The organism is Pseudomonas sp. BIC9C (genome assembly GCF_034541995.1).
Classification (GTDB): Bacteria; Pseudomonadota; Gammaproteobacteria; order Pseudomonadales; family Pseudomonadaceae; genus Aquipseudomonas; species Aquipseudomonas fluorescens_CC.
In genome coordinates this window covers 1,115,633-1,137,812 of sequence record NZ_JAWDGM010000001.1, presented here as the reverse complement: position 1 = coordinate 1,137,812, position 22,180 = coordinate 1,115,633, and the positions used below count along the sequence as shown (strand labels likewise).

Annotated in this window: 21 protein-coding genes, 1 tRNA gene and 1 pseudogene; 13 read left to right on the top strand and 10 right to left on the bottom strand. The window is 59.8% G+C overall.

Annotation, left to right across the window (positions count from 1 at the left end; genetic code table 11):
- The first annotated feature begins 14 nt into the window (after positions 1–14).
- From ruvA to nadA, 13 genes and pseudogenes are all read left to right on the top strand, one after another.
- Positions 15–623: a Holliday junction branch migration protein RuvA gene (gene ruvA, locus RS887_RS05415; RefSeq protein ID WP_007995640.1), complete on the top strand. Its 609-nt coding sequence runs from the start codon at positions 15–17 to the stop codon at positions 621–623.
- Positions 624–1,685, top strand: coding sequence for a Holliday junction branch migration DNA helicase RuvB (gene ruvB / locus RS887_RS05410; RefSeq protein WP_322614658.1), 1,062 nt, complete (start codon positions 624–626; stop codon positions 1,683–1,685).
- Positions 1,686–1,812: 127 nt separating this feature from the next.
- Positions 1,813–2,280 (top strand): tol-pal system-associated acyl-CoA thioesterase, encoded by a 468-nt coding sequence (gene ybgC / locus RS887_RS05405; RefSeq protein WP_085714501.1) that lies wholly within the window; start codon positions 1,813–1,815, stop codon positions 2,278–2,280.
- Positions 2,270–2,965: a protein TolQ gene (tolQ, locus tag RS887_RS05400; RefSeq protein WP_007977321.1), complete on the top strand. Its 696-nt coding sequence runs from the start codon at positions 2,270–2,272 to the stop codon at positions 2,963–2,965. Before ybgC ends, tolQ begins: the two co-directional genes overlap by 11 nt.
- A 23-nt stretch (positions 2,966–2,988) precedes the next feature.
- Complete coding sequence (gene tolR / locus RS887_RS05395) at positions 2,989–3,441, top strand: protein TolR (RefSeq protein WP_162130292.1); 453 nt, start codon at positions 2,989–2,991, stop codon at positions 3,439–3,441.
- Positions 3,441–4,519 (top strand): annotated as a pseudogene (gene tolA / locus RS887_RS05390) (cell envelope integrity protein TolA). Before tolR ends, tolA begins: the two are co-directional and overlap by 1 nt.
- Before the next feature lie 17 nt (positions 4,520–4,536).
- The gene (gene tolB, locus RS887_RS05385) at positions 4,537–5,817 is read left to right on the top strand and encodes a Tol-Pal system beta propeller repeat protein TolB (RefSeq protein WP_178076654.1); all 1,281 of its coding nucleotides are present in this window, start codon (positions 4,537–4,539) and stop codon (positions 5,815–5,817) included.
- A 52-nt stretch (positions 5,818–5,869) separates the two neighbouring features.
- The gene (gene pal / locus RS887_RS05380) at positions 5,870–6,367 is read left to right on the top strand and encodes a peptidoglycan-associated lipoprotein Pal (protein WP_003178634.1); all 498 of its coding nucleotides are present in this window, start codon (positions 5,870–5,872) and stop codon (positions 6,365–6,367) included.
- A gap of 6 nt (positions 6,368–6,373) precedes the next feature.
- Entirely contained in the window at positions 6,374–7,213 is an 840-nt protein-coding gene (gene ybgF, locus RS887_RS05375; RefSeq protein WP_322614657.1) for a tol-pal system protein YbgF, read from the top strand.
- A 166-nt stretch (positions 7,214–7,379) separates the two neighbouring features.
- The gene (gene queE, locus RS887_RS05370) at positions 7,380–8,027 is read left to right on the top strand and encodes a 7-carboxy-7-deazaguanine synthase QueE (protein ID WP_007995628.1); all 648 of its coding nucleotides are present in this window, start codon (positions 7,380–7,382) and stop codon (positions 8,025–8,027) included.
- A 1-nt stretch (position 8,028) separates the two neighbouring features.
- On the top strand, positions 8,029–8,721 hold the full coding sequence (gene queC / locus RS887_RS05365) for a 7-cyano-7-deazaguanine synthase QueC (RefSeq protein WP_322614656.1): 693 nt from the start codon (positions 8,029–8,031) through the stop codon (positions 8,719–8,721).
- A gap of 63 nt (positions 8,722–8,784) precedes the next feature.
- A tRNA-Lys gene (locus tag RS887_RS05360) sits at positions 8,785–8,860 on the top strand.
- Between the two features lie 267 nt (positions 8,861–9,127).
- Positions 9,128–10,186, top strand: coding sequence for a quinolinate synthase NadA (gene nadA / locus RS887_RS05355; protein WP_322614655.1), 1,059 nt, complete (start codon positions 9,128–9,130; stop codon positions 10,184–10,186).
- 135 nt (positions 10,187–10,321) lie between these two features.
- Here nadA and RS887_RS05350 read toward each other — a convergent pair whose 3' ends face one another.
- The 10 genes from RS887_RS05350 to RS887_RS05305 all read right to left on the bottom strand — a co-directional run bounded on the left by RS887_RS05350 (position 10,322) and on the right by RS887_RS05305 (position 22,141).
- Positions 10,322–10,810, bottom strand: a complete 489-nt coding sequence (locus RS887_RS05350; protein WP_322614654.1) for an RDD family protein — start codon at positions 10,808–10,810, stop codon at positions 10,322–10,324.
- Between the two features lie 95 nt (positions 10,811–10,905).
- Positions 10,906–11,118 carry a cold-shock protein gene (locus RS887_RS05345; protein WP_007931076.1) on the bottom strand — a complete coding sequence of 71 codons (213 nt, stop codon included), beginning with the start codon at positions 11,116–11,118 and terminating at the stop codon, positions 10,906–10,908.
- 403 nt (positions 11,119–11,521) lie between these two features.
- Complete coding sequence (gene gcvT, locus RS887_RS05340; RefSeq protein WP_322614653.1) at positions 11,522–12,646, bottom strand: glycine cleavage system aminomethyltransferase GcvT; 1,125 nt, start codon at positions 12,644–12,646, stop codon at positions 11,522–11,524.
- A 36-nt stretch (positions 12,647–12,682) separates the two neighbouring features.
- Entirely contained in the window at positions 12,683–14,059 is a 1,377-nt protein-coding gene (locus RS887_RS05335) for an L-serine ammonia-lyase (RefSeq protein ID WP_322614652.1), read from the bottom strand.
- Positions 14,060–14,263: 204 nt separating this feature from the next.
- Entirely contained in the window at positions 14,264–17,116 is a 2,853-nt protein-coding gene (gcvP, locus tag RS887_RS05330; protein WP_322614651.1) for an aminomethyl-transferring glycine dehydrogenase, read from the bottom strand.
- An 11-nt stretch (positions 17,117–17,127) separates the two neighbouring features.
- Entirely contained in the window at positions 17,128–17,511 is a 384-nt protein-coding gene (gene gcvH, locus RS887_RS05325) for a glycine cleavage system protein GcvH (protein WP_007982298.1), read from the bottom strand.
- A gap of 444 nt (positions 17,512–17,955) precedes the next feature.
- The gene (locus tag RS887_RS05320; RefSeq protein ID WP_085714513.1) at positions 17,956–19,464 is read right to left on the bottom strand and encodes a sigma-54-dependent transcriptional regulator; all 1,509 of its coding nucleotides are present in this window, start codon (positions 19,462–19,464) and stop codon (positions 17,956–17,958) included.
- Positions 19,465–19,677: 213 nt separating this feature from the next.
- The gene (locus RS887_RS05315; RefSeq protein WP_085714514.1) at positions 19,678–20,040 is read right to left on the bottom strand and encodes a DUF5064 family protein; all 363 of its coding nucleotides are present in this window, start codon (positions 20,038–20,040) and stop codon (positions 19,678–19,680) included.
- A gap of 12 nt (positions 20,041–20,052) precedes the next feature.
- Entirely contained in the window at positions 20,053–20,982 is a 930-nt protein-coding gene (gene arcC / locus RS887_RS05310; protein WP_322614650.1) for a carbamate kinase, read from the bottom strand.
- A 148-nt stretch (positions 20,983–21,130) separates the two neighbouring features.
- Complete coding sequence (locus RS887_RS05305; protein WP_322614649.1) at positions 21,131–22,141, bottom strand: ornithine carbamoyltransferase; 1,011 nt, start codon at positions 22,139–22,141, stop codon at positions 21,131–21,133.
- Positions 22,142–22,180 lie beyond the last annotated feature (39 nt).

Below are 22,180 nucleotides of genomic sequence, written 5' to 3'. Positions count from 1 at the left end.
CAAGGATTTGTAACGTGATTGGACGTTTGCGCGGCACCCTGGCTGAGAAGCAGCCTCCACATCTGATTCTGGATGTAAATGGCCTGGGCTATGAACTTGAAGTGCCCATGACGACCCTTTACCGCTTGCCGTCGGTCGGCGAGCCGCTGACCTTGCACACCCATTTGGTGGTGCGCGAAGACGCACAGTTACTTTATGGTTTTGTCGGCAAGCGTGAGCGCGATTTCTTTCGCGAATTGATCCGCCTCAACGGCGTCGGGCCGAAACTGGCGCTGGCCTTGATGTCGAGCCTGGAAGTCGACGAACTGGTCCGTTGCGTACAGTCCCAGGACACTTCGGCGCTGACCAAGGTCCCGGGTGTCGGCAAGAAAACCGCCGAACGCTTGCTGGTGGAACTCAAGGATCGCTTCAAGGCCTGGGAAACCGTACCGGCCATGTTCGCCCTGGTGCCGAACCAGCCGGATGGACCTGCCCCGGTAAACACTGCCGAGAATGACGCCGTCAGCGCCTTGATTTCCCTGGGCTACAAACCCCAGGAAGCCAGCAAGGCAGTGTCTGCGATCAAGGAGAAAGGTTTGAGCAGTGAAGACATGATCCGCCGTGCCTTGAAGGGAATGATCTAAGTGATTGAAGCTGATCGTCTGATCGCTGCCACGCACAGCCCGCGTGAGCGCGAAGAAGTCCAGGACCGGGCGATTCGCCCGGTCAGCCTGGCCGAATACATTGGCCAGCCGACCGTTCGCGAGCAGATGGAGTTGTTCATTCAAGCCGCTCGCGGTCGTAACGAGTCCCTGGATCACACGCTGATCTTCGGGCCGCCCGGCCTGGGCAAGACCACCCTTGCCAACATCATCGCCCAGGAAATGGGGGGGTCGATCAAGAGCACCTCGGGGCCGGTGCTGGAACGCCCCGGTGACCTGGCGGCGCTGTTGACCAACCTTGAGCCTCACGATGTGTTGTTCATCGATGAAATCCATCGCCTGTCGCCCATCGTCGAGGAGGTGCTGTACCCGGCCATGGAGGATTTCCAGCTCGACATCATGATCGGGGAGGGGCCGGCCGCGCGTTCGATCAAGCTGGATCTGCCGCCGTTCACCCTGGTCGGCGCCACGACGCGGGCGGGGATGCTCACCAACCCGTTGCGTGACCGGTTCGGGATCGTCCAGCGTCTGGAGTTCTACAACAACGCGGACCTGGCGACCATCGTCGGTCGTTCGGCGAGCATCCTCGGTTTGCCGCTGGATCCGGAGGGTGCCTTCGAAATCGCCCGCCGTGCCCGTGGCACGCCACGGATTGCCAACCGACTGCTGCGCCGGGTGCGTGATTTCGCTGAAGTTCGCGCCAAGGGGCATATCACCAAGCCGATCGCCGACCTCGCGCTGAACCTGCTGGACGTCGACGAGCGCGGCTTCGATCACCAGGACCGGCGTCTGTTGTTGACCATGATCGAGAAATTCGACGGTGGGCCGGTCGGGGTCGACAGCCTGGCCGCCGCCATCAGCGAAGAGCGTCACACCATTGAAGACGTGCTGGAGCCTTACCTGATCCAGCAGGGTTACATCATGCGCACGCCACGGGGGCGGGTGGTGACGCGGCATGCCTACCTGCATTTCGGCTTAAACATTCCGTCACGATTGGGCGAAATGCCCGTGGTAGACGAGTTTCTCGATGCCGCTGACGATTAATTAACATTGCGTGCTGATTTTTTCGGGCAATGTAGGGTCCCAGGACCGTACTTTCACGTGAAAGCCGCAGATCAATGAAAAACAGTTGCCTGGCCGGATTGGCAACCTGAGGAGTAAGCACTAGAGTATGCGCGCGCAAAACGGGCTTGAGCCTTTCGCACATCGCTGTCGCGTTTATTACGAGGACACCGATGCGGGGGGCATCGTGTATTACGTTAATTACCTCAAGTTTATGGAACGGGCTCGAACCGAGCGGCTACGAGATCTGGGCTTTGCCCAATCGCAGCTGGCAGGGGAGGACCTGTTGTTCGTCGTGCATTCCAGCGAAGCGCGCTACCACGCGCCGGCGCGACTGGACGACGAACTGCTGGTAAGCGCTGAAGTAATCGAATTGAACCGTGCCAGCCTGCGCTTCAAACAGCAGGTCAGGCGGGCAACGGATAATGCACTGCTCTGCGAAGGGCAGTTTCTGGTGGCCTGTGTGCGCACCGACAGTTTGAAACCCCGGGCCATTCCCGAAGCTCTACGAGCGGCCTTTGCCGACGTGAGCGGCGCGGGTACACACTCAAAGCAGGAGATAAAGCGTGGAAGCTAACGTCGTCGACCATTCCTCCATGTGGAGCCTGGTCAGCAATGCCAGTATCGTGGTGCAACTGGTAATGCTGACCCTGGTAGCCGCATCGGTGACCTCGTGGATCATGATCTTTCAGCGCAGCAACCTGCTGCGCGCCGGTCGACGTGCCCTGGAGAGCTTTGAAGAGCGCTTCTGGTCGGGTATCGACCTGTCCAAGCTGTACCGTCAGGCCGGCAGCAACCCGGACCCTGATTCGGGTGTCGAGCAAATCTTCCGTGCCGGCTTCAAGGAGTTCTCCCGTCTGCGCCAGCAGTCAGGCGTTGATCCGGAAGCGGTCATGGAAGGCGTGGCCCGTGCCATGCGCGTCGCCATTTCCCGCGAAGAAGAAAAGCTCGAGCAGAGCCTGCCCTTCCTGGCCACCGTCGGTTCCGTCAGCCCGTACATCGGTCTGTTCGGTACGGTTTGGGGGATCATGAACTCCTTCCGTGGTCTGGCAACCGCCCAGCAAGCGACCCTGGCCACTGTGGCCCCGGGTATCGCCGAAGCACTGATCGCCACGGCCATCGGTCTGTTCGCCGCGATTCCAGCCGTTATCGCTTACAACCGTTTTGCTGCTCGCAGCGAAACCCTGCTGGGCCGCTACTACACCTTCGCCGACGAGTTCCAGGCGATCCTGCACCGCAAAGTGCACACCAGCGAAGAATAAGCAGGTAATTTCCAATGGCTTTAATCGCTCGAGCTCGCAAAAAGCGCAAGCCGGTCGCCGAGATGAACGTGGTGCCCTACATCGACGTGATGTTGGTGCTGCTGGTCATCTTCATGGTGACCGCGCCGATGCTCAATCAGGGCGTGAAAGTTGATCTGCCCAAGGTTTCCAGCGAAGCCTTGCCGCAGGACAACAACACCCAGGTCCTGACCATTTCCATCAAATCCGACAAGACCTACTACTGGAACCTTGGCAGCGAAGTCGACACAGACAAGCAGCAGGACCGGGCCATGACGTTGCCGCAGATGACCGACGCCGTGACCAAGATCATTCGCGTCGGCAATGAAAACGGCAAGCACACCCAGGTCTTCATTCGCGGTGACAAATCCGTCGATTACGGTTCCGTCATGGGGGCCATGGGCGGGTTGCAGAAAGCCGGGGTCGGTAATGTTGGCTTGATTACCGAGGCGCCCTGATGCAGCAACAGCGAGAGCCGTCCGCCTCGGAAAGCTACTTCTGGCCTAGTGTCTGGGCGATTGGCTTGCACGTGCTGGTGTTCGGCATGCTGTTCGTCAGTTTTGCCTTTACCCCGGAACTGCCGCCGGCCAAGCCGATTGTCCAGGCGACCTTGTACCAGCTGAAATCGAAAAGTCGGGCGACCACCCAGACCAATCAGAAGATTGCCGGTGAAGCGCAGAAATCTGCTGCGCGTCAGACCGAAGTCGAGCAGATGGAACAGAAAAAGGTCGAGCAGGAAGCGGTGAAGGCTGCGGAACAAAAGAAAGAAGAGGCGGCTCAAAAGGCCGAAGAAGCCAAGAAGGCCGACGAAGCCAAGAAAGCGGACGAGGCGAAAAAGGCTGATGAAGCCAAGAAAGCCGACGACGCGAAGAAAGCCGCGGAAGCCAAGAAGGCAGAAGAGAAACAATTGGCTGATATAGCCAAGAAGAAAGCTGAAGAAGAAGCCAAGAAGGCTGCTGAAGAAGAAGCCAAGAAAGCGGCCGCTGAAGAAGCCAAGAAAAGATCGTCGAAGACGCGAAGAAGAAAGCCGCGGAAGACGCCAAGAAGAAAGCCGAGGCTGAGGAGGCGAAGAAGAAAGTCGCCGAGGAAGCGAAGAAGAAAGCTGCTGCCGATGCTGCGAAGAAGAAATCGCAGGATGCGGCGCGTAAATCCGCCGAAGACAAAAAGGCTCAGGCCCTGGCAGATTTGCTTTCCGACACGCCGCAGCGTCAGCAGGCCTTGGCCGATGAGCAGGGTGACGAAGTCGCCGGCAGTTTCGATGACCTGATTCGTGCTCGTGCAGCGGAAGGCTGGGCCCGTCCACCTTCGGCACGCAAAGGCATGACGGTCGTGTTGCAAATCGGCATGTTGCCGGACGGTACGGTGACTTCGGTCAGCGTGTCCAGGTCCAGTGGCGACGGTCCGTTTGACGCATCGGCTGTTGCAGCAGTGAAGAATATTGGACGTTTGACAGAAATGCAGGGAATGAAGCCGAGTGATTTCGCTCCGTATCGTTCATTCAAGATGACATTCACACCTGAGGATCTAGCCTTGTGAGAAACCTTCTACGAGGAATGCTGGTCGTTATCTGCTGCATGGCAGGGATCGCGATGGCAGATGAGAAAAATATTCTGGTTACCAGCGGCAGCGATCGGGCGACCCCGATCGCCGTTGTGCCATTCGGCTTCCAGGGCGGTAGCGTGCTGCCTGACGACATGGCGGAAATCATCGGTAACGACCTGCGCAACTCGGGTTACTACTCGCCGATTCCAAAGCAGAACATGATCAGTCAGCCGAGCCAGGCCAGCGAAATCATTTTCCGTGACTTCAAGGCGCTGGGTGCCCAGTACGTCATGGTCGGCAGCATCGTTCCGGCGGGCGGTCGCCTGCAGGTGCAATACGCACTGTTCAACGTGGCCACCGAGCAGCAAGTGCTGACTGGCAGCGTGTCGGGCGGCGTCGATCAGTTGCGCGACATGGCGCACTACATCTCTGACCAGTCGTTCGAAAAGCTCACGGGTATCAAGGGGGCCTTCTCGACTCGCCTGCTGTACGTTACGGCTGAGCGCTTCTCCGAGAACAACACTCGCTACACCCTGCAACGTTCGGACTACGACGGTGCTCGCGCCGTGACCCTGCTGCAATCGCGCGAGCCGATCCTGTCGCCGCGTTTCGCACCGGATGGCAAGCGCATCGCCTATGTCTCCTTCGAGCAGAAGCGTCCGCGGATCTTCATGCAGAACATCGACACCGGTCGCCGTGAGCAGATCACCAACTTCGAAGGCCTGAACGGTGCACCAGCCTGGTCGCCGGATGGCAATCGCCTGGCGTTCGTGCTGTCCAAAGACGGCAACCCGGACATCTATGTGATGAACCTGGGCTCGCGTCAGATCACCCGCGTCACCAACGGTCCTGGCATCAACACCGAACCGTTCTGGGGCAAGGATGGCTCGACCATCTACTTCACTTCCGACCGTGGCGGCAAACCGCAGATCTACAAAACCAGCGCGGGGGGTGGCGGTGCCGAGCGCGTGACTTTCGTCGGCAACTACAACGCCAACCCTAAATTGTCGGCTGATGAAAAGACGCTTGTCATGATTCACCGTCAGGATGGTTTTACCAATTTCAAGGTGGCGGCCCAGGATCTGCAGCGCGGTAGTGTAAAGATACTCACTGATAGCACTCTGGACGAGTCGCCTACTGTTGCGCCCAACGGCACCATGGTAATCTACGCCACCCGCCAGCAGGGCCGGGGAGTCTTGATGCTCGTGTCCATCAATGGACGCGTAAGGCTCCCGCTTCCTACCGCACAAGGCGAAGTCAGAGAACCTTCCTGGTCCCCTTACCTGAACTGACGCGGCGCTATACGTTTTACTTAACACACTGGGGTTCATTAGGAGTTTCACGATGGAAATGCTGAAGTTTGGTAAATTTGCTGCGCTGGCACTGGCCATGGCTGTAGCTGTAGGTTGCTCGTCCAAAGGCGGCGACAATGCCGGTGAAGGCGCGGTAGATCCAAACGCTGGTTACGGCGCAAACACTGGTGCAGTTGACGGCTCCCTGAGCGAAGAAGCTGCTCTGCGCGCAATCACCACTTTCTACTTCGAATACGACAGCTCGGACCTGAAGCCAGAAGCCATGCGCGCTCTGGACGTTCACGCCAAAGACCTGAAAGCAAACGGCGCTCGCGTTGTTCTGGAAGGCAACACCGACGAACGTGGTACTCGTGAGTACAACATGGCACTGGGCGAGCGTCGTGCGAAAGCCGTTCAGCGCTACCTGGTACTGCAAGGTGTTTCCCCAGCTCAGCTGGAACTGGTTTCCTACGGCGAAGAGCGTCCAGTTGCTACCGGCAACGACGAGCAGTCCTGGGCTCAAAACCGTCGCGTCGAACTGCGTAAGTAATTCGTCATGCGAACGTGCCGTCGTGCTGTAACTGTTCTGGCTCTCAGCCTCGCGCCGCTTGCGGTGTGGGCTGCGGTTCCTGTGGTCGAGGACAACTCCGGCTATAACAATAGCGGGAGCACTTATCCGCCTGCAGGTTACGGTACGAACGGCGCCTATGCCGGGGGAGGGGTTTCGACCCCTGTCTCGGCACAGGGCGAGCTGTTCAACCAACTGCAATCAATGCAGCAACAGATCGAGCGCCAGCAAGGTGTGATCGAGGTTCTGCAAAACGATGTAGCGCGCATGAAGCAGGAAAACCTGGAGCGATACCAGGATCTTGATCGGCGCATAGGAACCGGCGTTGCACCAGCCGCGACTCCTGAACATTCTTCCACCGGTGGTGATTTGAACGCCGCCGGTGCAGCCGCAGGTGCGGCAGCAGGCGCGGCCGCCGCTCAAGCACCTGCCGCAGGTAGCGAGCCGGCAGATCCGGCGAAGGAAAAGCTCTATTACGATGCTGCCTTCGACCTGATCAAGGCCAAGGACTTCGACAAGGCCAGCCAGGCTTTCTCGGCGTTCCTGCGCAAATACCCGAACAGTCAGTACGCGGGCAACGCCCAATACTGGTTGGGCGAAGTGAACCTGGCCAAAGGTGATCTGCAAGGTGCAGGTCAGGCGTTTGCCAAGGTTTCGCAGCTGTATCCGAAGCACGCCAAAGTGCCAGACTCGCTGTACAAGCTCGCTGATGTAGAGCGTCGCCTGGGTCACACCGACCGGGTCAAGGGCATTCTGCAGCAGGTGGTGTCCCAGTATCCGGGTACATCCGCCGCCCAGTTGGCCCAGCGCGATCTGCAGAAAATGTAAGGCTGCTTGACCCGTTTTGAAGAAACCCGCGCTTGTCGCGGGTTTTTTCGTTAGAATTTATCCCCTTTTTCTGAAACACGCTTTTTGGGATCTGCGCATTGTCGGGGTTCCTTGAAGTGCCTGACGGAGGCGGACAGCCTGTTTAGCTGTTACGCCCGTGGCGACTATGCAAGACACATTGAGAATCACCGAAGTTTTCTACTCGTTGCAGGGTGAAACTCGGACTGCCGGCCTGCCCACTGTTTTTGTGCGCCTGACCGGTTGCCCGTTGCGTTGCCAATACTGCGACAGCGCCTACGCGTTCACAGGCGGAACCATTCGCACGCTCGACGACATCCTCGAGCAGGTCGCCGGTTTCCGTCCGCGATACGTCTGTGTCACGGGCGGCGAGCCCCTGGCGCAACCCAACGCCATTCCCTTGCTCAAGCGCTTGTGTGACGCCGGTTACGAAGTGTCGCTGGAAACCAGTGGCTCTATTGATATCTCGGCGGTAGATTCCCGGGTCAGTCGCGTTGTCGACCTGAAGACCCCGGGTTCGAAGGAGGCGCACCGCAATCGCTACGAAAATATTGAGCTGCTCACGCCCAACGATCAGGTGAAGTTTGTCATCTGCTCGCGGGAGGACTATGACTGGTCCGTTTCCAAGCTGATCCAGTACGGTCTGGACCAGCGTGCCGGCGAAGTCCTGTTCTCGCCAAGTCACCATGATCTCAATGCTCGGGATTTGGCGGATTGGGTGGTGGCGGACAACCTGCCAGTGCGTTTGCAATTGCAGTTGCATAAATATCTATGGAATGACGAGCCGGGGCGCTGAAATGACTGAACAACTGAACACTCCAGAAAAGCGTGCGGTCATCCTGCTGTCCGGTGGCCTGGACTCGGCGACCGTCGTGGCCATGGCGCGCGCCGAAGGCTATAGCTGCTACACCATGAGCTTCGACTACGGTCAGCGGTCCCACGCCGAATTGCACGCCGCCGAACGCGTGGCCCGAGACCTGGGTGTGGTCGAACACAAGGTGATCGGTCTGAACCTGAACGGCATGGGCGGCTCGGCGCTGACCGACAGCAGCATCGATATTCCGGAAGAGTCGGGTGAGGGTATTCCGGTGACTTACGTGCCTGCGCGTAACACGGTGTTCCTGTCCCTGGCCCTGGGCTGGGCTGAAGTGCTCGGTGCGCGCGACATCTTCATCGGCGTCAATGCGGTGGATTACTCCGGTTACCCGGACTGCCGTCCCGAATTCATCGAGTCGTTCGAGCGCATGGCCAACCTGGCAACCAAAGCCGGCGTGGAAGGCAATGGCTTCCGGATTCAGGCACCGCTGCAAAACCTCAGCAAGGCGCAGATCGTCCAGGCGGGTGTGAAGCTTGGTGTGAACTACGGGCTGACCGTTTCCTGCTATCAGGCCGATGATGAAGGCCGTGCCTGCGGCAAATGCGACAGCTGCCGACTGCGTGCAGAAGGCTTCGCGGCGGCCGGAATCAGCGATCCAACACCTTATTTTTGATTTATTTCAAAATAGGTGTTGAATAGTCCTTAAAAATCAGTATTATACGCGCCACCACACAGCGGGTCGTTAGCTCAGTTGGTAGAGCAGTTGGCTTTTAACCAATTGGTCGTAGGTTCGAATCCCACACGACCCACCATTTTTAGCTGTTTTAAAAGTCTGGAAGGCCCACGCAAGTGAGATTTCCGGATTTTTTTGCCCGCGATTCAAGTCCGCCTCGCTTCGGGCTGCTGCGCATGACACAGGTCAGAATCATCTTTTGCATCCGTCGGATATTCTGTAGCCTTGCGCAGCTTCAACGCTGTCCGTGCCTGATGAATACTCACTTTCCCGGCGGTACCCCGAAGGGTCCGGAGCCGGGTGTATACTCGACTTTCGCGCGAATGCGCCTGCAGGTCTTGCGAACATGACGCAAATTTCCGAACGCCTTCTGGTTCAAGCCCACCTCGACGCCAAGCAGCCCAAGCCGCTGAGCGCCGATGAAGAGGCTTATTACCGTGCTGCCATCGCCGCCGAGCTCAAGGCTCAGGACGCGGTGCTGGTGGCCCACTTCTATTGTGACCCTGTCATTCAGGCGCTGGCCGAAGAGACGGGCGGCTGTGTCTCCGACTCGCTGGAGATGGCCCGCTTCGGCAACGCCCATCCAGCCAGGACCGTGGTCGTCGCCGGCGTGAAGTTCATGGGCGAGACTGCCAAGATCCTCAACCCGGAAAAGCGCGTACTGATGCCGACGCTCGAAGCGACCTGCTCGCTCGACCTGGGGTGCCCGGTGGACGAGTTTTCCGCGTTCTGCGATCAACACCCGGAGCGCACGGTGGTGGTGTACGCCAACACTTCCGCTGCGGTAAAAGCCCGAGCGGATTGGGTTGTGACGTCAAGCTGTGCGCTGGAAATCGTCGAAAGCCTGATGGACAACGGCGAGACCATCATCTGGGGCCCCGACAAGCACCTGGGGACCTACATCCAGCGACAGACCGGTGCCGACATGCTGCTGTGGGACGGTGCCTGCATCGTTCACGAAGAGTTCAAGTCCAAGCAGCTTGAAGACATGAAGGCGCTGTACCCGGATGCGGCGATTCTGGTGCACCCTGAGTCGCCGACATCGGTGATCGAGTTGGCCGATGCCGTAGGCTCCACCAGTCAGTTGATTGCGGCGGCACAGAGCCTGCCGAACAAGACGCTGATCGTTGCGACCGACCGCGGCATCTTCTACAAGATGCAGCAGCTGTGCCCGGACAAGGTCTTTATCGAAGCCCCGACGGCGGGTAACGGCGCGGCATGCCGCAGTTGTGCGCATTGCCCGTGGATGGCCATGAACACCCTTGAGCGCACGCTGAAGGCGTTGAAAGAAGGGGCGAACGAGATCTTTGTCGATCCGGCGTTGATCCCGCAGGCGATTCGGCCGCTCAAGCGGATGCTTGATTTCACCGCTGCAGCCCGTTTGAAGCTCGCGGGTAACGCCTGAGGTCTTTCAGGCAAGCCGCAAAAACTGTGGGAGCGGGCTTGCTCGCGAAGAGGGAGTATCAGTCAACATCAAGGTTGTCTGACACACCGCTTTCGCGAGCAAGCCCGCTCCCACATTGGTTTGTGTGTTCAGGGATTACTTGGTCTTCTTTGGGATGCGAACAAGCTGCGTATTGGAATACATGTCATGCCAGCTGCGCTTCTGCTTGTCGAACAACGACCAGATGAATCCCAAGCCGACGCAAAGCAGCGAGGCAATCGACACCACAAAGCGCAGCAGCGCCTGCCACAGGCTGATGGACGAGCCATCGGCATTCTGCACCCGGATACACCAGACCTGCATGCCCAGGGTCTGACCGGACCAGGTCCAGAATTTGGCGAAAAAGCCGAACAATACGAACAACAGGACTGTGGAGAGCAGGGGATCGCCGTCCAGCGCACCCGCTTCGGTCAGGGTGCGCATCCTTTCTTCGCCGATGATCGCCATCTGGATCATCTTGTAGATGCCGCTGGTGACGATCAGCAGGGCGGTGCACAGCAGGAAATCATAGAACATGGCTGCCAGGCGACGACCCAGGCCAGCGGCAGGAAAGTCGCCCTGGGGGGTAAGCAGGTGTTTCGACATGACAGGCTCTCGGCGAAAAAAGAAGCCATTTTACGGATTTGCGCGCACAAAAAAGCCCCTGATGTCAGCATCAGGGGCTTTTTCGTTACAGAAGATTAGCCTTCTGCTTGTACTTCGTCAGCCTGCATGCCTTTCTGGCCTTGCACAGCGATGAAGGTCACTTTCTGGCCTTCTTTCAGGCTCTTGAAACCGTTGCCCTGAATAGCGCGGAAATGCACGAACAGATCCGGACCGCTTTCTGGAGTGATAAAACCAAAACCTTTCTCGTCGTTAAACCACTTGACGGTACCGCTCTGACGTTGGGACATTTCTTATTTCCTTTGACGCAAAAAATTAATGACAGTCTCTTTCTCATGAAAGAGTACTGGGGCTGGTTGCAGGAGAGTAAGAAGACGTCGAACGGGATGTAGCTAACTTGTAGGCTACTGCCCAGGTCACGATTCCAAGCGACCCATGCAAACACAGTGAACAAACTCTACGCCAACTACGGGAGAAAAAACAAGCCCTGTGAAGGCCCCGTATTTCCTCAGGTTGATGGCAAAGTCAGGCCACTAGTGAGGCCTTATACGCTGGCGTTGTTCAAATGCTTTCGATCGTTATAAGCAAAGTTCATAATCGAAGCTTAGAGCCAAACAATGCACTATTTTATGGCGGTTGCGTTACACATTAGTGCGCAGTTAACGCAACCGCGTTACTTATAGGAACATTCAATCAGCCACGATAGTAGCGTTGTGGAACGAATGGCATTTTGCTTACAAGCAAAGGCACCTTTTTCCCACGAACAATCGCCCAAACGGGGGTGTCCAGTGCGATATAAGCGCTATCGACATAACCCATGGCCAGCGGCCCGCCCAGGGTCGGCCCGAAACCGCCGCTGCAGACGCTACCGATGATGTCGCCGGCTTCGTTGACGATCTCGGCACCTTCGCGCACCGGCGTGCGCTCTTGCGGTAACAGGCCGACGCGCTTGCGGCTGACACCGGCCTGTTGCTGGGCGAATACGGTTTCGGCGCCCGGGAAGCCGCCAGCACGAGCGCCATCGGCACGACGTGGCTTGGAGATGGCCCACAGCAGACTGGCTTCGATCGGGCTGGTTTCGGTATTCATGTCATGGCCGTACAGGCACAAACCCGCTTCCAGGCGCAGGGAATCGCGGGCGCCAAGGCCGATGGCAGCCACTTCCGCTTCAGCCAGCAACGCACGAGCCAGGGCTTCGGCGTTGGCGGCGGGTACGGAAATTTCGAAACCGTCTTCACCGGTGTAACCCGAGCGGCTGACAAAGCAGTCCACGCCCAGCAGCTTCACGCAGGCGAACTGCATGAAGGTCATTTTTGCCACTTCCGGGGTCAGGCGTGCCAGTACGGTAACCGCCGCCGGGCCTTGCAGGGCGAGCAGGGCGCGCTCTTCGAACAGCGGCTCGATTGTGCACTGGTCGCCAATGTGCTTGCGCAGATGTGCCAGGTCCTGGTCCTTGCAGGCGGCATTGACCACCAGGAACAATTCGTCGTTGCCCAGGTTGGCGACCATCAGGTCATCGAGGATGCCACCAGTGGCATTGGTGAACATCGCGTAACGTTGCATGCCCACCGGCAGGTCGATGATGTCCACAGGCACCAGGGTTTCCAGGGCCTTGGCGGCATTGGCGCCGGTCAAGCGGATCTGGCCCATGTGCGAGACATCGAACAGCCCGGCCTGGTCGCGGGTGTGCTGGTGTTCTTTCATTACGCCCAGCGGGTATTGCACGGGCATGTCGTAGCCGGCGAACGGCACCATGCGCGCGCCGAGTTCGATGTGCAGTGCGTGCAATGGAGTTTTCAACAGTTGTTCGGTGGACATATTCAGCTCCTGAAGAAGGGTGCAGATGAGCGCGCATCAGCACTCGATAATGTTGACCGCCAAACCGCCACGGGCGGTTTCCTTGTATTTGCTTTTCATGTCGGCGCCGGTCTGGCGCATGGTGCGGATGACCTTGTCGAGGGAGACGAAGTGTTGCCCGTCGCCGCGCAGCGCCATGCGCACGGCATTGATGGCCTTGACCGAACCCATGGCGTTGCGCTCGATGCAAGGCACTTGCACCAGCCCGCCAATCGGGTCGCAGGTCAGCCCGAGGTTGTGTTCCATGCCGATTTCCGCGGCGTTCTCCACTTGTTGCACGCTGCCGCCCAGCACTTCGCACAAGGCACCGGCAGCCATCGAGCAGGCGACGCCGACTTCGCCCTGGCAGCCGACTTCGGCGCCGGAGATCGAGGCGTTTTCCTTGTACAGAATGCCGATGGCTGCGGCAGTGAGCAGAAAGCGCACCACGCCGTCGTCATTCGCACCGGGGATAAAACGCATGTAGTAGTGCAACACCGCCGGAATGATCCCCGCCGCACCATTGGTGGGCGCCGTTACGACGCGCCCGCCGTTGGCGTTCTCCTCGTTGACGGCCAGGGCGTAGAGGTTGACCCAGTCGAGCACCGACAGTGGGTCGCGCAATGACGATTCCGGGTTCTTGCACAGTTGCCGATGCAGCGCGGCGGCCCGGCGCTTGACCTTCAGCCCGCCGGGCAGGATGCCTTCATTGCGGCAACCGGCGGCTACACAGTCCTGCATCACTTGCCAGATTTTCAGCAGGCCGGCGCGGGTTTCGGCTTCCGGTCGCCAGGCACTTTCGTTGGTTAGCATCACCTGGCTGATGGACAGCCCGTACTTGACACAATGACCGAGAAGATCCTTGGCGCTTTTGAACGGGAAGGTCAGGGGTGTGGCGTCTTCGACGATGCGGTCGGCGCCGGCGGCGTCCTCGTCAACCACAAAACCGCCGCCGACCGAGTAGTACTCGCGGCTGCGGACTTGCAGGCCGGCGGCGTCGAAGGCGCGGAAGATCATGCCGTTGGGGTGATAGGGCAACGGTTTGCGAATCATCGCCAGATGTTCTTTCTCGTTGAACGCAATGCTGTGTTCGCCGAGCAGGTTCAAGCGACCGCTACCGCGAATGTCTTGCAGACGGGCGGCGACGGTTTCAGTGTCCACGGTGTCCGGATGCTCGCCTTCCAGACCGAGCAATACAGCCTTGTCGCTGCCGTGGCCCTTGCCGGTGGCGCCGAGTGAGCCGTAGAGCTCGACTTTGACGCAGGTGGTGGCCGTCAGCAGCCCTTCACGACGCAAACCTTCGACGAAACGCGCAGCGGCGCGCATCGGGCCGACGGTATGGGAGCTGGAGGGGCCGATGCCAATCTTGAACAGGTCGAACACGCTTAACGACATGGTGGTTCTCCGGTTTCTTGTTATAGGAATTCACGGAACATAAGACTTGGCACAGATCTCTGTGGGAGCGAGCTTGCTCGCGATAGCGGTCGTTCAGTCGACATTGATGGTGGCTGTCAGTCCGTCATCGCGAGCAAGCTCGCTCCCACAGGGTTGTGGGGTGTTCTGGAAATTGGGGGCGGATCAATCCGCCCCCTCATTCGTTTAAGCGTAGCTTTCGATCGACGGGCAGGCGCAGACCAGGTTGCGGTCGCCAAACACGTTGTCGACGCGACCGACCGGTGGCCAGTACTTGGCTTCGATCAGCGACGCAACCGGGTAAACCGCTTGTTCACGGCTGTACGGGTGCGACCACTCGCCGACCAGCTCCTTCGCGGTGTGCGGAGCGTTTTTCAGCGGGTTGTCGTCCTTGTCCAGGGTGCCGTTTTCCACCGAACGAATTTCTTCGCGGATGCGGATCATGGCATCGCAGAAACGGTCCAGTTCTTCCTTGGATTCGCTTTCTGTCGGCTCGATCATCAGCGTGCCGGCTACCGGGAACGACATTGTCGGCGCGTGGAAGCCGAAGTCGATCAGGCGCTTGGCCACGTCATCGACGCTGATGCCGCTGCTGTCTTTCAGCGGACGCAGGTCGAGGATGCACTCGTGCGCCACCAGGCCGTTGCTGCCGGTGTATAGCACTGGGTAGTGCTCTTCAAGGCGACGGGAGATGTAGTTGGCATTGAGGATCGCCAGCTGCGATGCACGCTTGAGACCCGCGCCACCCATCATGCGAATGTACATCCAGGTGATCGGCAGAATGCTTGCGCTGCCGAACGGTGCCGCGCAAACGGCGCCTTCCTTGCGCTCCATCTGTGCGTGGCCCGGCAGGAATGGCGCCAGGTGCGATTTCACGCCGATCGGGCCGACACCCGGGCCGCCACCGCCGTGCGGAATGCAGAAGGTCTTGTGCAGGTTCAGGTGCGAAACGTCGCCGCCGAACTTGCCCGGCGCGCAGAGGCCGACCATGGCGTTCATGTTGGCGCCGTCGATGTACACCTGGCCGCCGTTGTCATGAATGATGCCGCAGATTTCGCGGATACCTTCTTCGAACACGCCGTGGGTCGACGGGTAGGTGATCATCAGCGCAGCGAGGTGTTCGCGGTGCTCGATGGCCTTGGCGCGCAGGTCTTCGATGTCGACGTTGCCACGGGCGTCGCACGCGGTGACGACGACACGCATGCCCGCCATTTGTGCGGTGGCCGGGTTGGTGCCGTGGGCCGACGACGGGATCAGGCAGATGTCGCGACGGTCTTCGCCACGGCTCTGGTGGTAGGCACGAATCGCCAAGAGACCTGCGTATTCGCCTTGGGAACCGGCGTTTGGTTGCAAGGACACCGAGTCGTAGCCGGTCGCAGCGCAAAGCATGGCTTCCAGTTCGTCGGTCAATTGCTGATAACCGGCGCTTTGCTCGGCCGGGGCGAACGGGTGCAGGGCGCCGAACTCGGCCCAGGTCACCGGGATCATTTCGCTGGCGGCGTTGAGTTTCATGGTGCACGAACCCAGCGGGATCATGGTGCGGTCCAGCGCCAGGTCCTTGTCCGCCAGTTTGCGCAGGTAGCGCATCAGCTCGGTTTCCGAGTGATAGCGGTTGAACACCGGGTGGCTGAGGATCGGCGACTGACGCACCAGCGCGGCCGGGATGGTGCTTTGTACCGAGGCGGCGAGGGCGGCGAAGTCCGGCAGGGTCTTGCCGTCGGACAGCAGGCTCCACAGGGTTTCAACGTCGGCCTGAGTGGTGGTTTCGTCCAGGGACAGGCCCAGGCGCTCGCCATCGACCACGCGCAGGTTGATGCGCTGGGCATGCGCCTTGTCGTGCAAGGCGGCGGTTTGAGCGCCGGTCTTCACGGTCAGGGTGTCGAAGAAGCTCGCTTGCTCGACGTTCAGACCCAGTGCGCTCAAGCCTTTGGCCAGGATTGCAGTCAGGTGATGCACGCGATTGGCGATCTGCGTCAGGCCTTTTGGACCGTGGTACACGGCATACATGCTGGCGATGTTGGCCAGCAGTACTTGCGCGGTGCAGATGTTGCTGGTGGCTTTCTCGCGACGGATGTGTTGCTCGCGGGTCTGCATGGCCAGGCGCAGGGCCGGGTTGCCGAAACGGTCTACCGAAACACCGACCAGGCGGCCCGGCATGTCACGCTTGAATGCGTCCTTGGTAGAGAAGTACGCCGCGTGCGGGCCACCGAAGCCCAGCGGCACGCCGAAGCGTTGTGCGCTGCCGATGGCCACGTCGGCACCGAATTCGCCCGGTGCGGTCAGCACGGTCAGGGCCAGCAGGTCGGCAGCTACGGCGACAAGGGCGTTGGCAGCGTGGAAGCGTTCGGTCAGCTCGCGGTAATCGAACACGTCACCGTTGCTCGCCGGGTATTGCAGCAGGGCGCCGAAGAACGGCGTCACGTCGCTCAGTTCACGCTCGTCGCCCACCACCACGTCGATGCCCAGAGGCTCGGCACGGGTGCGCAGTACGTCGAGGGTCTGCGGGTGGCAATGCACGGAGGCGAAGAACGCGTGGCTGCTTTTGTTCTTGCTCAGGCGTTTGCAGAAGGTCATGGCTTCGGCAGCGGCGGTGGCTTCGTCGAGCAGGGAAGCGTTGGCGATCGGCAGGCCGGTGAGGTCGCTGATCAGGGTCTGGAAGTTCAGCAGCGCTTCGAGACGGCCCTGGGAGATTTCTGGCTGGTACGGGGTGTAGGCGGTGTACCAGGCCGGGTTTTCCAGCAGGTTGCGCAGGATCGGCGACGGCGTATGGGTGCCGTAGTAGCCCTGGCCGATGTAGGTCTTGAACAGCTGGTTTTTAGTTGCGATGGACTTGATCAAGGCCAGGGCATCGGCTTCGCTCAGACCGTCTTCCAGGCCGAGGACGCTGGTGCCCTTGATGCTGTCGGGAATCACGCTGGCGCTCAGGGCTTCCAGGGAGTCGAAACCGAGGCTGTTGAGCATGGCTTGCTCGTCACCGGCGCGCGGGCCGATGTGACGGGCGATGAATTCGTTGGCGGTAGTCAGATTGATCTGGGTCATGTCGGTGCTCCTCAGGCTTCGGCTTGGGCTTTGATCAGGCGGTCGTAGGCGTCCTGATCCAGCAGTTGGCCGACAGCGGTGGCGTCGCTTGGTTTGAAACGGAAGAACCAGCCTTCACCCAGCGGATCTTCGTTGACCAGTTCCGGGCTGCTGTCCAGCGCCGGGTTCACTTCCAGTACTTCGCCGTCCAGCGGCATGTACACGCCGCTGGCGGCTTTTACCGATTCCACGGTGGCGGCTTCGGCGCCTTTGTCGTAGGACTGCAGCTCAGGCAGTTGAACGAAAACCACGTCACCCAGGGCGTTCTGTGCGAAAGCGGTGATGCCGACAGTGACGCTGCCGTCAGCTTCGGTGCGCAGCCATTCGTGATCTTCAGTAAAACGCAACTCGCTCATGGAAACTCCTAAGGGGCCAGACTCGTCTGGTGGACGCGATTGAATACTTGGGCGATGCCCTGGTTATGGAGGACTACATAGCAAGAACGCGGCCAACCTTGTTTTTATTGTTATTGATCAATGATTTAGAGGGTTTCGATAAAGGCTGAAATTCACTCGCTGTAGCGAAATCGATACGACGTATGACAGGGATAAAAGCCGAGGTGGATCAAAGCCTTGCACAGCCGTGATCGGAGAGGGGTGTAGCGATATCGTTCCGCTGTAGCGCTTTCAGTACAGATGGAGGTCGCTTTTGGCGCGGTTTTTCGGCTGGATGGAGAGCCCTGTGGGAGCGAGCTTGCTCGCGATAGTGGTAGTCCAGCCGCCATCAATGTTGCATGTGCCGACGCCATCGCGGGCAAGCCCGCTCCCACAGGGACCAGCGGTGATCCTGGAATCAGTGTTTCAGGCCTTGCTCGGAATCCCGTACTTGCGCAACCGATGGGCAATCGCGGTGTGGGAGGTTTGCAGGCGGGTCGCGAGTTGCCGGGTCGAGGGATAGCTGACGTAGAGTTTTTCCAGCAGGGTTTTCTCGAATTCGTCCATGGCCTGCTCCAGGCTGTCGACGTCATGGTCGCTCTGACGGGCCACCGAGGTGCCGGCGATGTCGAGGTCGCCAATGTCCACCAGGCTGCTTTCGCAGATCGCCGCGGCGCGGAAGATCACGTTCTGCAATTGCCGCACGTTGCCCGGCCAGCGGTTGCCCAGCAGTGCCGGGTAAGTGCCCGGCGCCAGGCGACAGACCGGGCGCTGGATCTGCGCGCAGGCCTGCTGCATGAAGTAGCGGGCCAGCAGCAGAATGTCCTGGCCGCGCTCGCGCAACGGCGGCACTTCAACGTTGAGGACGTTGAGGCGATAGAACAGGTCTTCGCGGAACAGGCCTTCACTGACCATTTTTTCCAGGTCGCGGTGGGTCGCGCTGAGAATCCGTACGTTGACCTTGACCTCACGGTCACCGCCGACCCGGCGAAAACTGCCGTCGTTGAGGAAGCGCAGCAATTTGGCCTGTAGATACGGCGACATCTCGCCGATTTCATCGAGAAATACCGTGCCCTGGTTGGCCAGTTCCATCAGCCCTGGCTTGCCACCTCGTTGCGCGCCGGTAAAGGCGCCGGGGGCGTAGCCGAACAGCTCACTTTCGGCGAGGTTCTCCGGTAATGCCGCGCAGTTCAATGCCAGAAACGGTGCGCTGTGCCGGGCACTGATGGCGTGGCAGGCACGGGCCACCAGCTCCTTGCCGGTGCCGGTTTCGCCCTGGATCAACAGTGGGGCATCGAGGGCCGCCACCCGCTGGGCGCGCGCCTTGAGGGTGCGGATCACCGGGGACTCGCCGAGCAGTGCATCGAAACCTTCGGCATGGTCATGGTGCAGCGCGGACAGGCGTTCACCGATGCGGTTCGGTTGGTACAGGGTCAGCAGGGCGCCGGCGTCGGTGATCGGTGTGGCGTCGAGCAACAAGGTCTGGCCGTTGACGGTGATTTCCCGCAGCGGCAGGCGAAAGCCGTGTTCGAGCAGGGCGTCGAGCAAGGCCGGGTCGGCAAACAGCTCGGCCACGCTTTCGCCGTCGGGTTCGCGGCCGTACAGGGCGATCAAGGCCGGGTTGGCCAGCAGCACCTTGCCGTCGCTGTCCAGCGCCAGCACCGGGTCGGTCATGGCAGCCAGCAACGCGTCGAGCTGCAGGTGCCGGCGCTGGCCGGGCAGGATGTCGACCACCGTCACCGCTTGCACGCCACGCACGCTGAACAGGGCATCGCGCAACTCCTCGAGGACTTGCGGGCTCAGGGTCGGGGCGTCGATATAAACATTGGGCGGGACCATTTCCACCGCATCCAGGTTCAGATTGCGCCCGCCGAGCAGGGCCAGGACTTCCTGGGTGATACCGACGCGGTCGATGAAGCTGACGTGGATACGCATGGGGCGGTTTCGGGTTCTGCAGTGCGGAGGGTGGCAAGTATGCCTTGGGGCGGGCTAATGGTGAAATCCTGCGCGGATTTCGGGGACTGCATCAATCCAATGTAGGAGCGAGCCTGCTCGCGATGGTCGTCAACGATAACGCGGGAAGTCTGGCTCCCCGCGGCGTTCTCGGGCTCATCGCGAGCATGCTCGCTCCTACAGTTGGGGTGTGCGTTACTCGAATTTCTCGAGATCTATCGGGTCGCCGGATTTCATGTTCAGCTGTTTGCGTATGTCCTCAAACATCAGATCGTAGTGTTTGTGTGTCGAACCGATCTGACTATGGGTCTTTGGAATACCGTACTTCTCGGCGATTTTCGTCACGTTGCTGGCGAAGTTGTAGGCCTCCTCCTTGGGCAGGAAGAAGGGCTCTGACATGACCTTGCCCTGAATGCTGCCATGCATGGTGAACTGGATGCCTTTTTCACCTTTGTCATTCTTGCTGACTTCATAGTCGAGGTGCACGTTGTAGCTGACATCGTCCGGTGTCAGCGCATGACGCTCGATGTGCAAGTGACCTGGCTCAAACTGTGCCATGGGCGTCTCTCCTTACAAGTAGGTAATGCCAGGTGATGCCGTGCTGATGCGCGTACCGGCCTTGCCCTGGACGATCGCTTCGATGTCCGCGAGCGAGCCGATCACCGCCACTTTCCCAGTATGGCGCGCAAATTCGCAGGCTGCCTGTACCTTCGGTCCCATGGAGCCGGCGGCGAAGCCGAGTTTTTCCATTTCGTCGGGATGCGCCTGGGCGATGGCTTTCTGCGTGGGTTTGCCAAAGTCGATGAAAGCGGCGTTGACGTCAGTGGCGATCACCAGCAGATCGGCTTCAAGCTGTTCGGCCAGCAGCGCCGAGCACAGGTCCTTGTCGATGACCGCTTCGACGCCTTCGAGTTTGCCGGGGGACGTATACATGGTCGGAATGCCGCCGCCACCGGCACAGATCACGATGCTGCTTTTTTCCAGCAGCCATTTGATCGGACGGATTTCGAAGATGCGCTTGGGTTTCGGGCTGGCGACCACACGGCGGTATTTGTCGCCGTCCGGGGCAATCGCCCAGCCTTTTTCGGCGGCGAGTCTTTCCGCATCGGCCTTGCTGTAGACCGGGCCGATGGGTTTGCTCGGGTTTTTGAAGGCCGGGTCATTGGCGTCGACTTCGACCTGGGTCAGCAAGGTCGCGAAGGGGACCTCGAAGTCCAGCAGGTTTCCCAGTTCCTGTTCGATGATGTAGCCGATCATGCCTTCGGTTTCGGCGCCGAGCACGTCCAGCGGGTAAGGGGTGACGGAGGTGTAGGCCGCCGCCTGCAAAGACAGCAGGCCGACCTGGGGGCCATTGCCGTGGGCGATGACCAGTTGGTTGCCGGGATGAATCTTGGCGATCTGTTCGGTGGCGATCCGGATGTTGGCGCGCTGGTTGTCAGCGGTCATGGGTTCGCCCCGACGGAGCAGGGCATTACCGCCCAGAGCAACGACGATACGCATGGTGCTAGTCCTTCTGAGTTCGGTGATCCCCTGTAGGAGCGAGCTTGCTCGCGATGGTCGTCAACGGTGACGCGGAATTTTTTGAAATTACGCGGCGCTCTCGGGCTCATCGCGAGCAAGCTCGCTCCTACAGGGTGGGGGCGTGGATTTACAAGTCAGCCAGCGTCGACACCAGAATCGCCTTGATGGTGTGCATGCGGTTTTCCGCTTGCTCGAAGGCGATGCAGGCCGGCGACTCGAACACGTCATCGGTCACTTCGATGCCGTTCTTCAGGTGCGGGTACTGCTCGGCAATCTGCTTGCCGACCTTGGTGTCGCTGTTGTGGAACGCCGGCAGGCAGTGCATGAACTTGGTGCGTGGGTTGCCGGTGGCCTTCATCAGCTCGGCGTTGACCTGGTACGGCAGCAGTTGCTGGATGCGCTCGGCCCAGGCTTCGACCGGCTCGCCCATCGACACCCAGACATCGGTGTGGATGAAGTCCACGCCCTTGACGGCGGCTTTCGGGTCTTCGGTGAGGGTGATGCGCGCGCCGCTTTCTTCCCCGTATTGTTTGCAGCGAGCCACCAGGTCGTCTGCCGGCCACAGGGCTTTTGGCGCGCAGATGCGCACGTCCATGCCGAGCTTGGCGCCGATCAGCAGCAGCGAGTTGCCCATGTTGTTGCGTGCATCGCCGAGGTAGGCGTAGCTGATCTCGTGGATGGGCTTGTCGGCGTGCTCACGCATGGTCAGCACGTCGGCGATCATTTGTGTCGGGTGATACTCGTCGGTGAGGCCGTTGAACACCGGTACGCCGGCGTACTTGGCCAGTTCCTCGACGATTTCCTGCTTGAAGCCACGGTACTCGATGGCGTCGTACATGCGTCCGAGCACACGGGCGGTGTCCTTCATGCTTTCCTTGTGACCGATCTGCGAGGAGTTCGGGTCGATGTAGGTGACATTGGCGCCCTGGTCATAGGCTGCGACCTCGAACGCGCAGCGGGTGCGGGTCGAGGTCTTTTCGAAGATCAGCGCGATGTTGTTGCCCTTGAGATGCTGCTGTTCGGTGCCGGTGTACTTGGCACGCTTGAGGTCGCGGGACAGGTCGAGCAGGTAGCGCAATTCGCGAGGGGTGTGATGTTCCAGGCTCAGCAGATTGCGGTTATGGATATTGAACGCCATTTTGGATCTCCTAAGGTGTCGGTTATCCCCTTGGCCTGG

Excerpts from the sequence above, each read along its gene's own strand:
- ybgC (WP_085714501.1), top strand. The coding sequence starts at position 1,813 with ATGCGCGCGCAAAACGGGCTTGAGCCTTTCGCACATCGCTGTCGCGTT.
- tolB (WP_178076654.1), top strand. The coding sequence starts at position 4,537 with ATGCTGGTCGTTATCTGCTGCATGGCAGGGATCGCGATGGCAGATGAG.
- pal (WP_003178634.1), top strand. The coding sequence starts at position 5,870 with ATGGAAATGCTGAAGTTTGGTAAATTTGCTGCGCTGGCACTGGCCATG.
- ybgF (WP_322614657.1), top strand. The coding sequence starts at position 6,374 with ATGCGAACGTGCCGTCGTGCTGTAACTGTTCTGGCTCTCAGCCTCGCG.
- queE (WP_007995628.1), top strand. The coding sequence starts at position 7,380 with ATGCAAGACACATTGAGAATCACCGAAGTTTTCTACTCGTTGCAGGGT.
- queC (WP_322614656.1), top strand. The coding sequence starts at position 8,029 with ATGACTGAACAACTGAACACTCCAGAAAAGCGTGCGGTCATCCTGCTG.
- nadA (WP_322614655.1), top strand. The coding sequence starts at position 9,128 with ATGACGCAAATTTCCGAACGCCTTCTGGTTCAAGCCCACCTCGACGCC.
- RS887_RS05350 (WP_322614654.1), bottom strand. The coding sequence starts at position 10,810 with ATGTCGAAACACCTGCTTACCCCCCAGGGCGACTTTCCTGCCGCTGGC.
- RS887_RS05345 (WP_007931076.1), bottom strand. The coding sequence starts at position 11,118 with ATGTCCCAACGTCAGAGCGGTACCGTCAAGTGGTTTAACGACGAGAAA.
- gcvT (WP_322614653.1), bottom strand. The coding sequence starts at position 12,646 with ATGTCCACCGAACAACTGTTGAAAACTCCATTGCACGCACTGCACATC.
- RS887_RS05335 (WP_322614652.1), bottom strand. The coding sequence starts at position 14,059 with ATGTCGTTAAGCGTGTTCGACCTGTTCAAGATTGGCATCGGCCCCTCC.
- gcvP (WP_322614651.1), bottom strand. The coding sequence starts at position 17,116 with ATGACCCAGATCAATCTGACTACCGCCAACGAATTCATCGCCCGTCAC.
- gcvH (WP_007982298.1), bottom strand. The coding sequence starts at position 17,511 with ATGAGCGAGTTGCGTTTTACTGAAGATCACGAATGGCTGCGCACCGAA.
- RS887_RS05320 (WP_085714513.1), bottom strand. The coding sequence starts at position 19,464 with ATGCGTATCCACGTCAGCTTCATCGACCGCGTCGGTATCACCCAGGAA.
- RS887_RS05315 (WP_085714514.1), bottom strand. The coding sequence starts at position 20,040 with ATGGCACAGTTTGAGCCAGGTCACTTGCACATCGAGCGTCATGCGCTG.
- arcC (WP_322614650.1), bottom strand. The coding sequence starts at position 20,982 with ATGCGTATCGTCGTTGCTCTGGGCGGTAATGCCCTGCTCCGTCGGGGC.
- RS887_RS05305 (WP_322614649.1), bottom strand. The coding sequence starts at position 22,141 with ATGGCGTTCAATATCCATAACCGCAATCTGCTGAGCCTGGAACATCAC.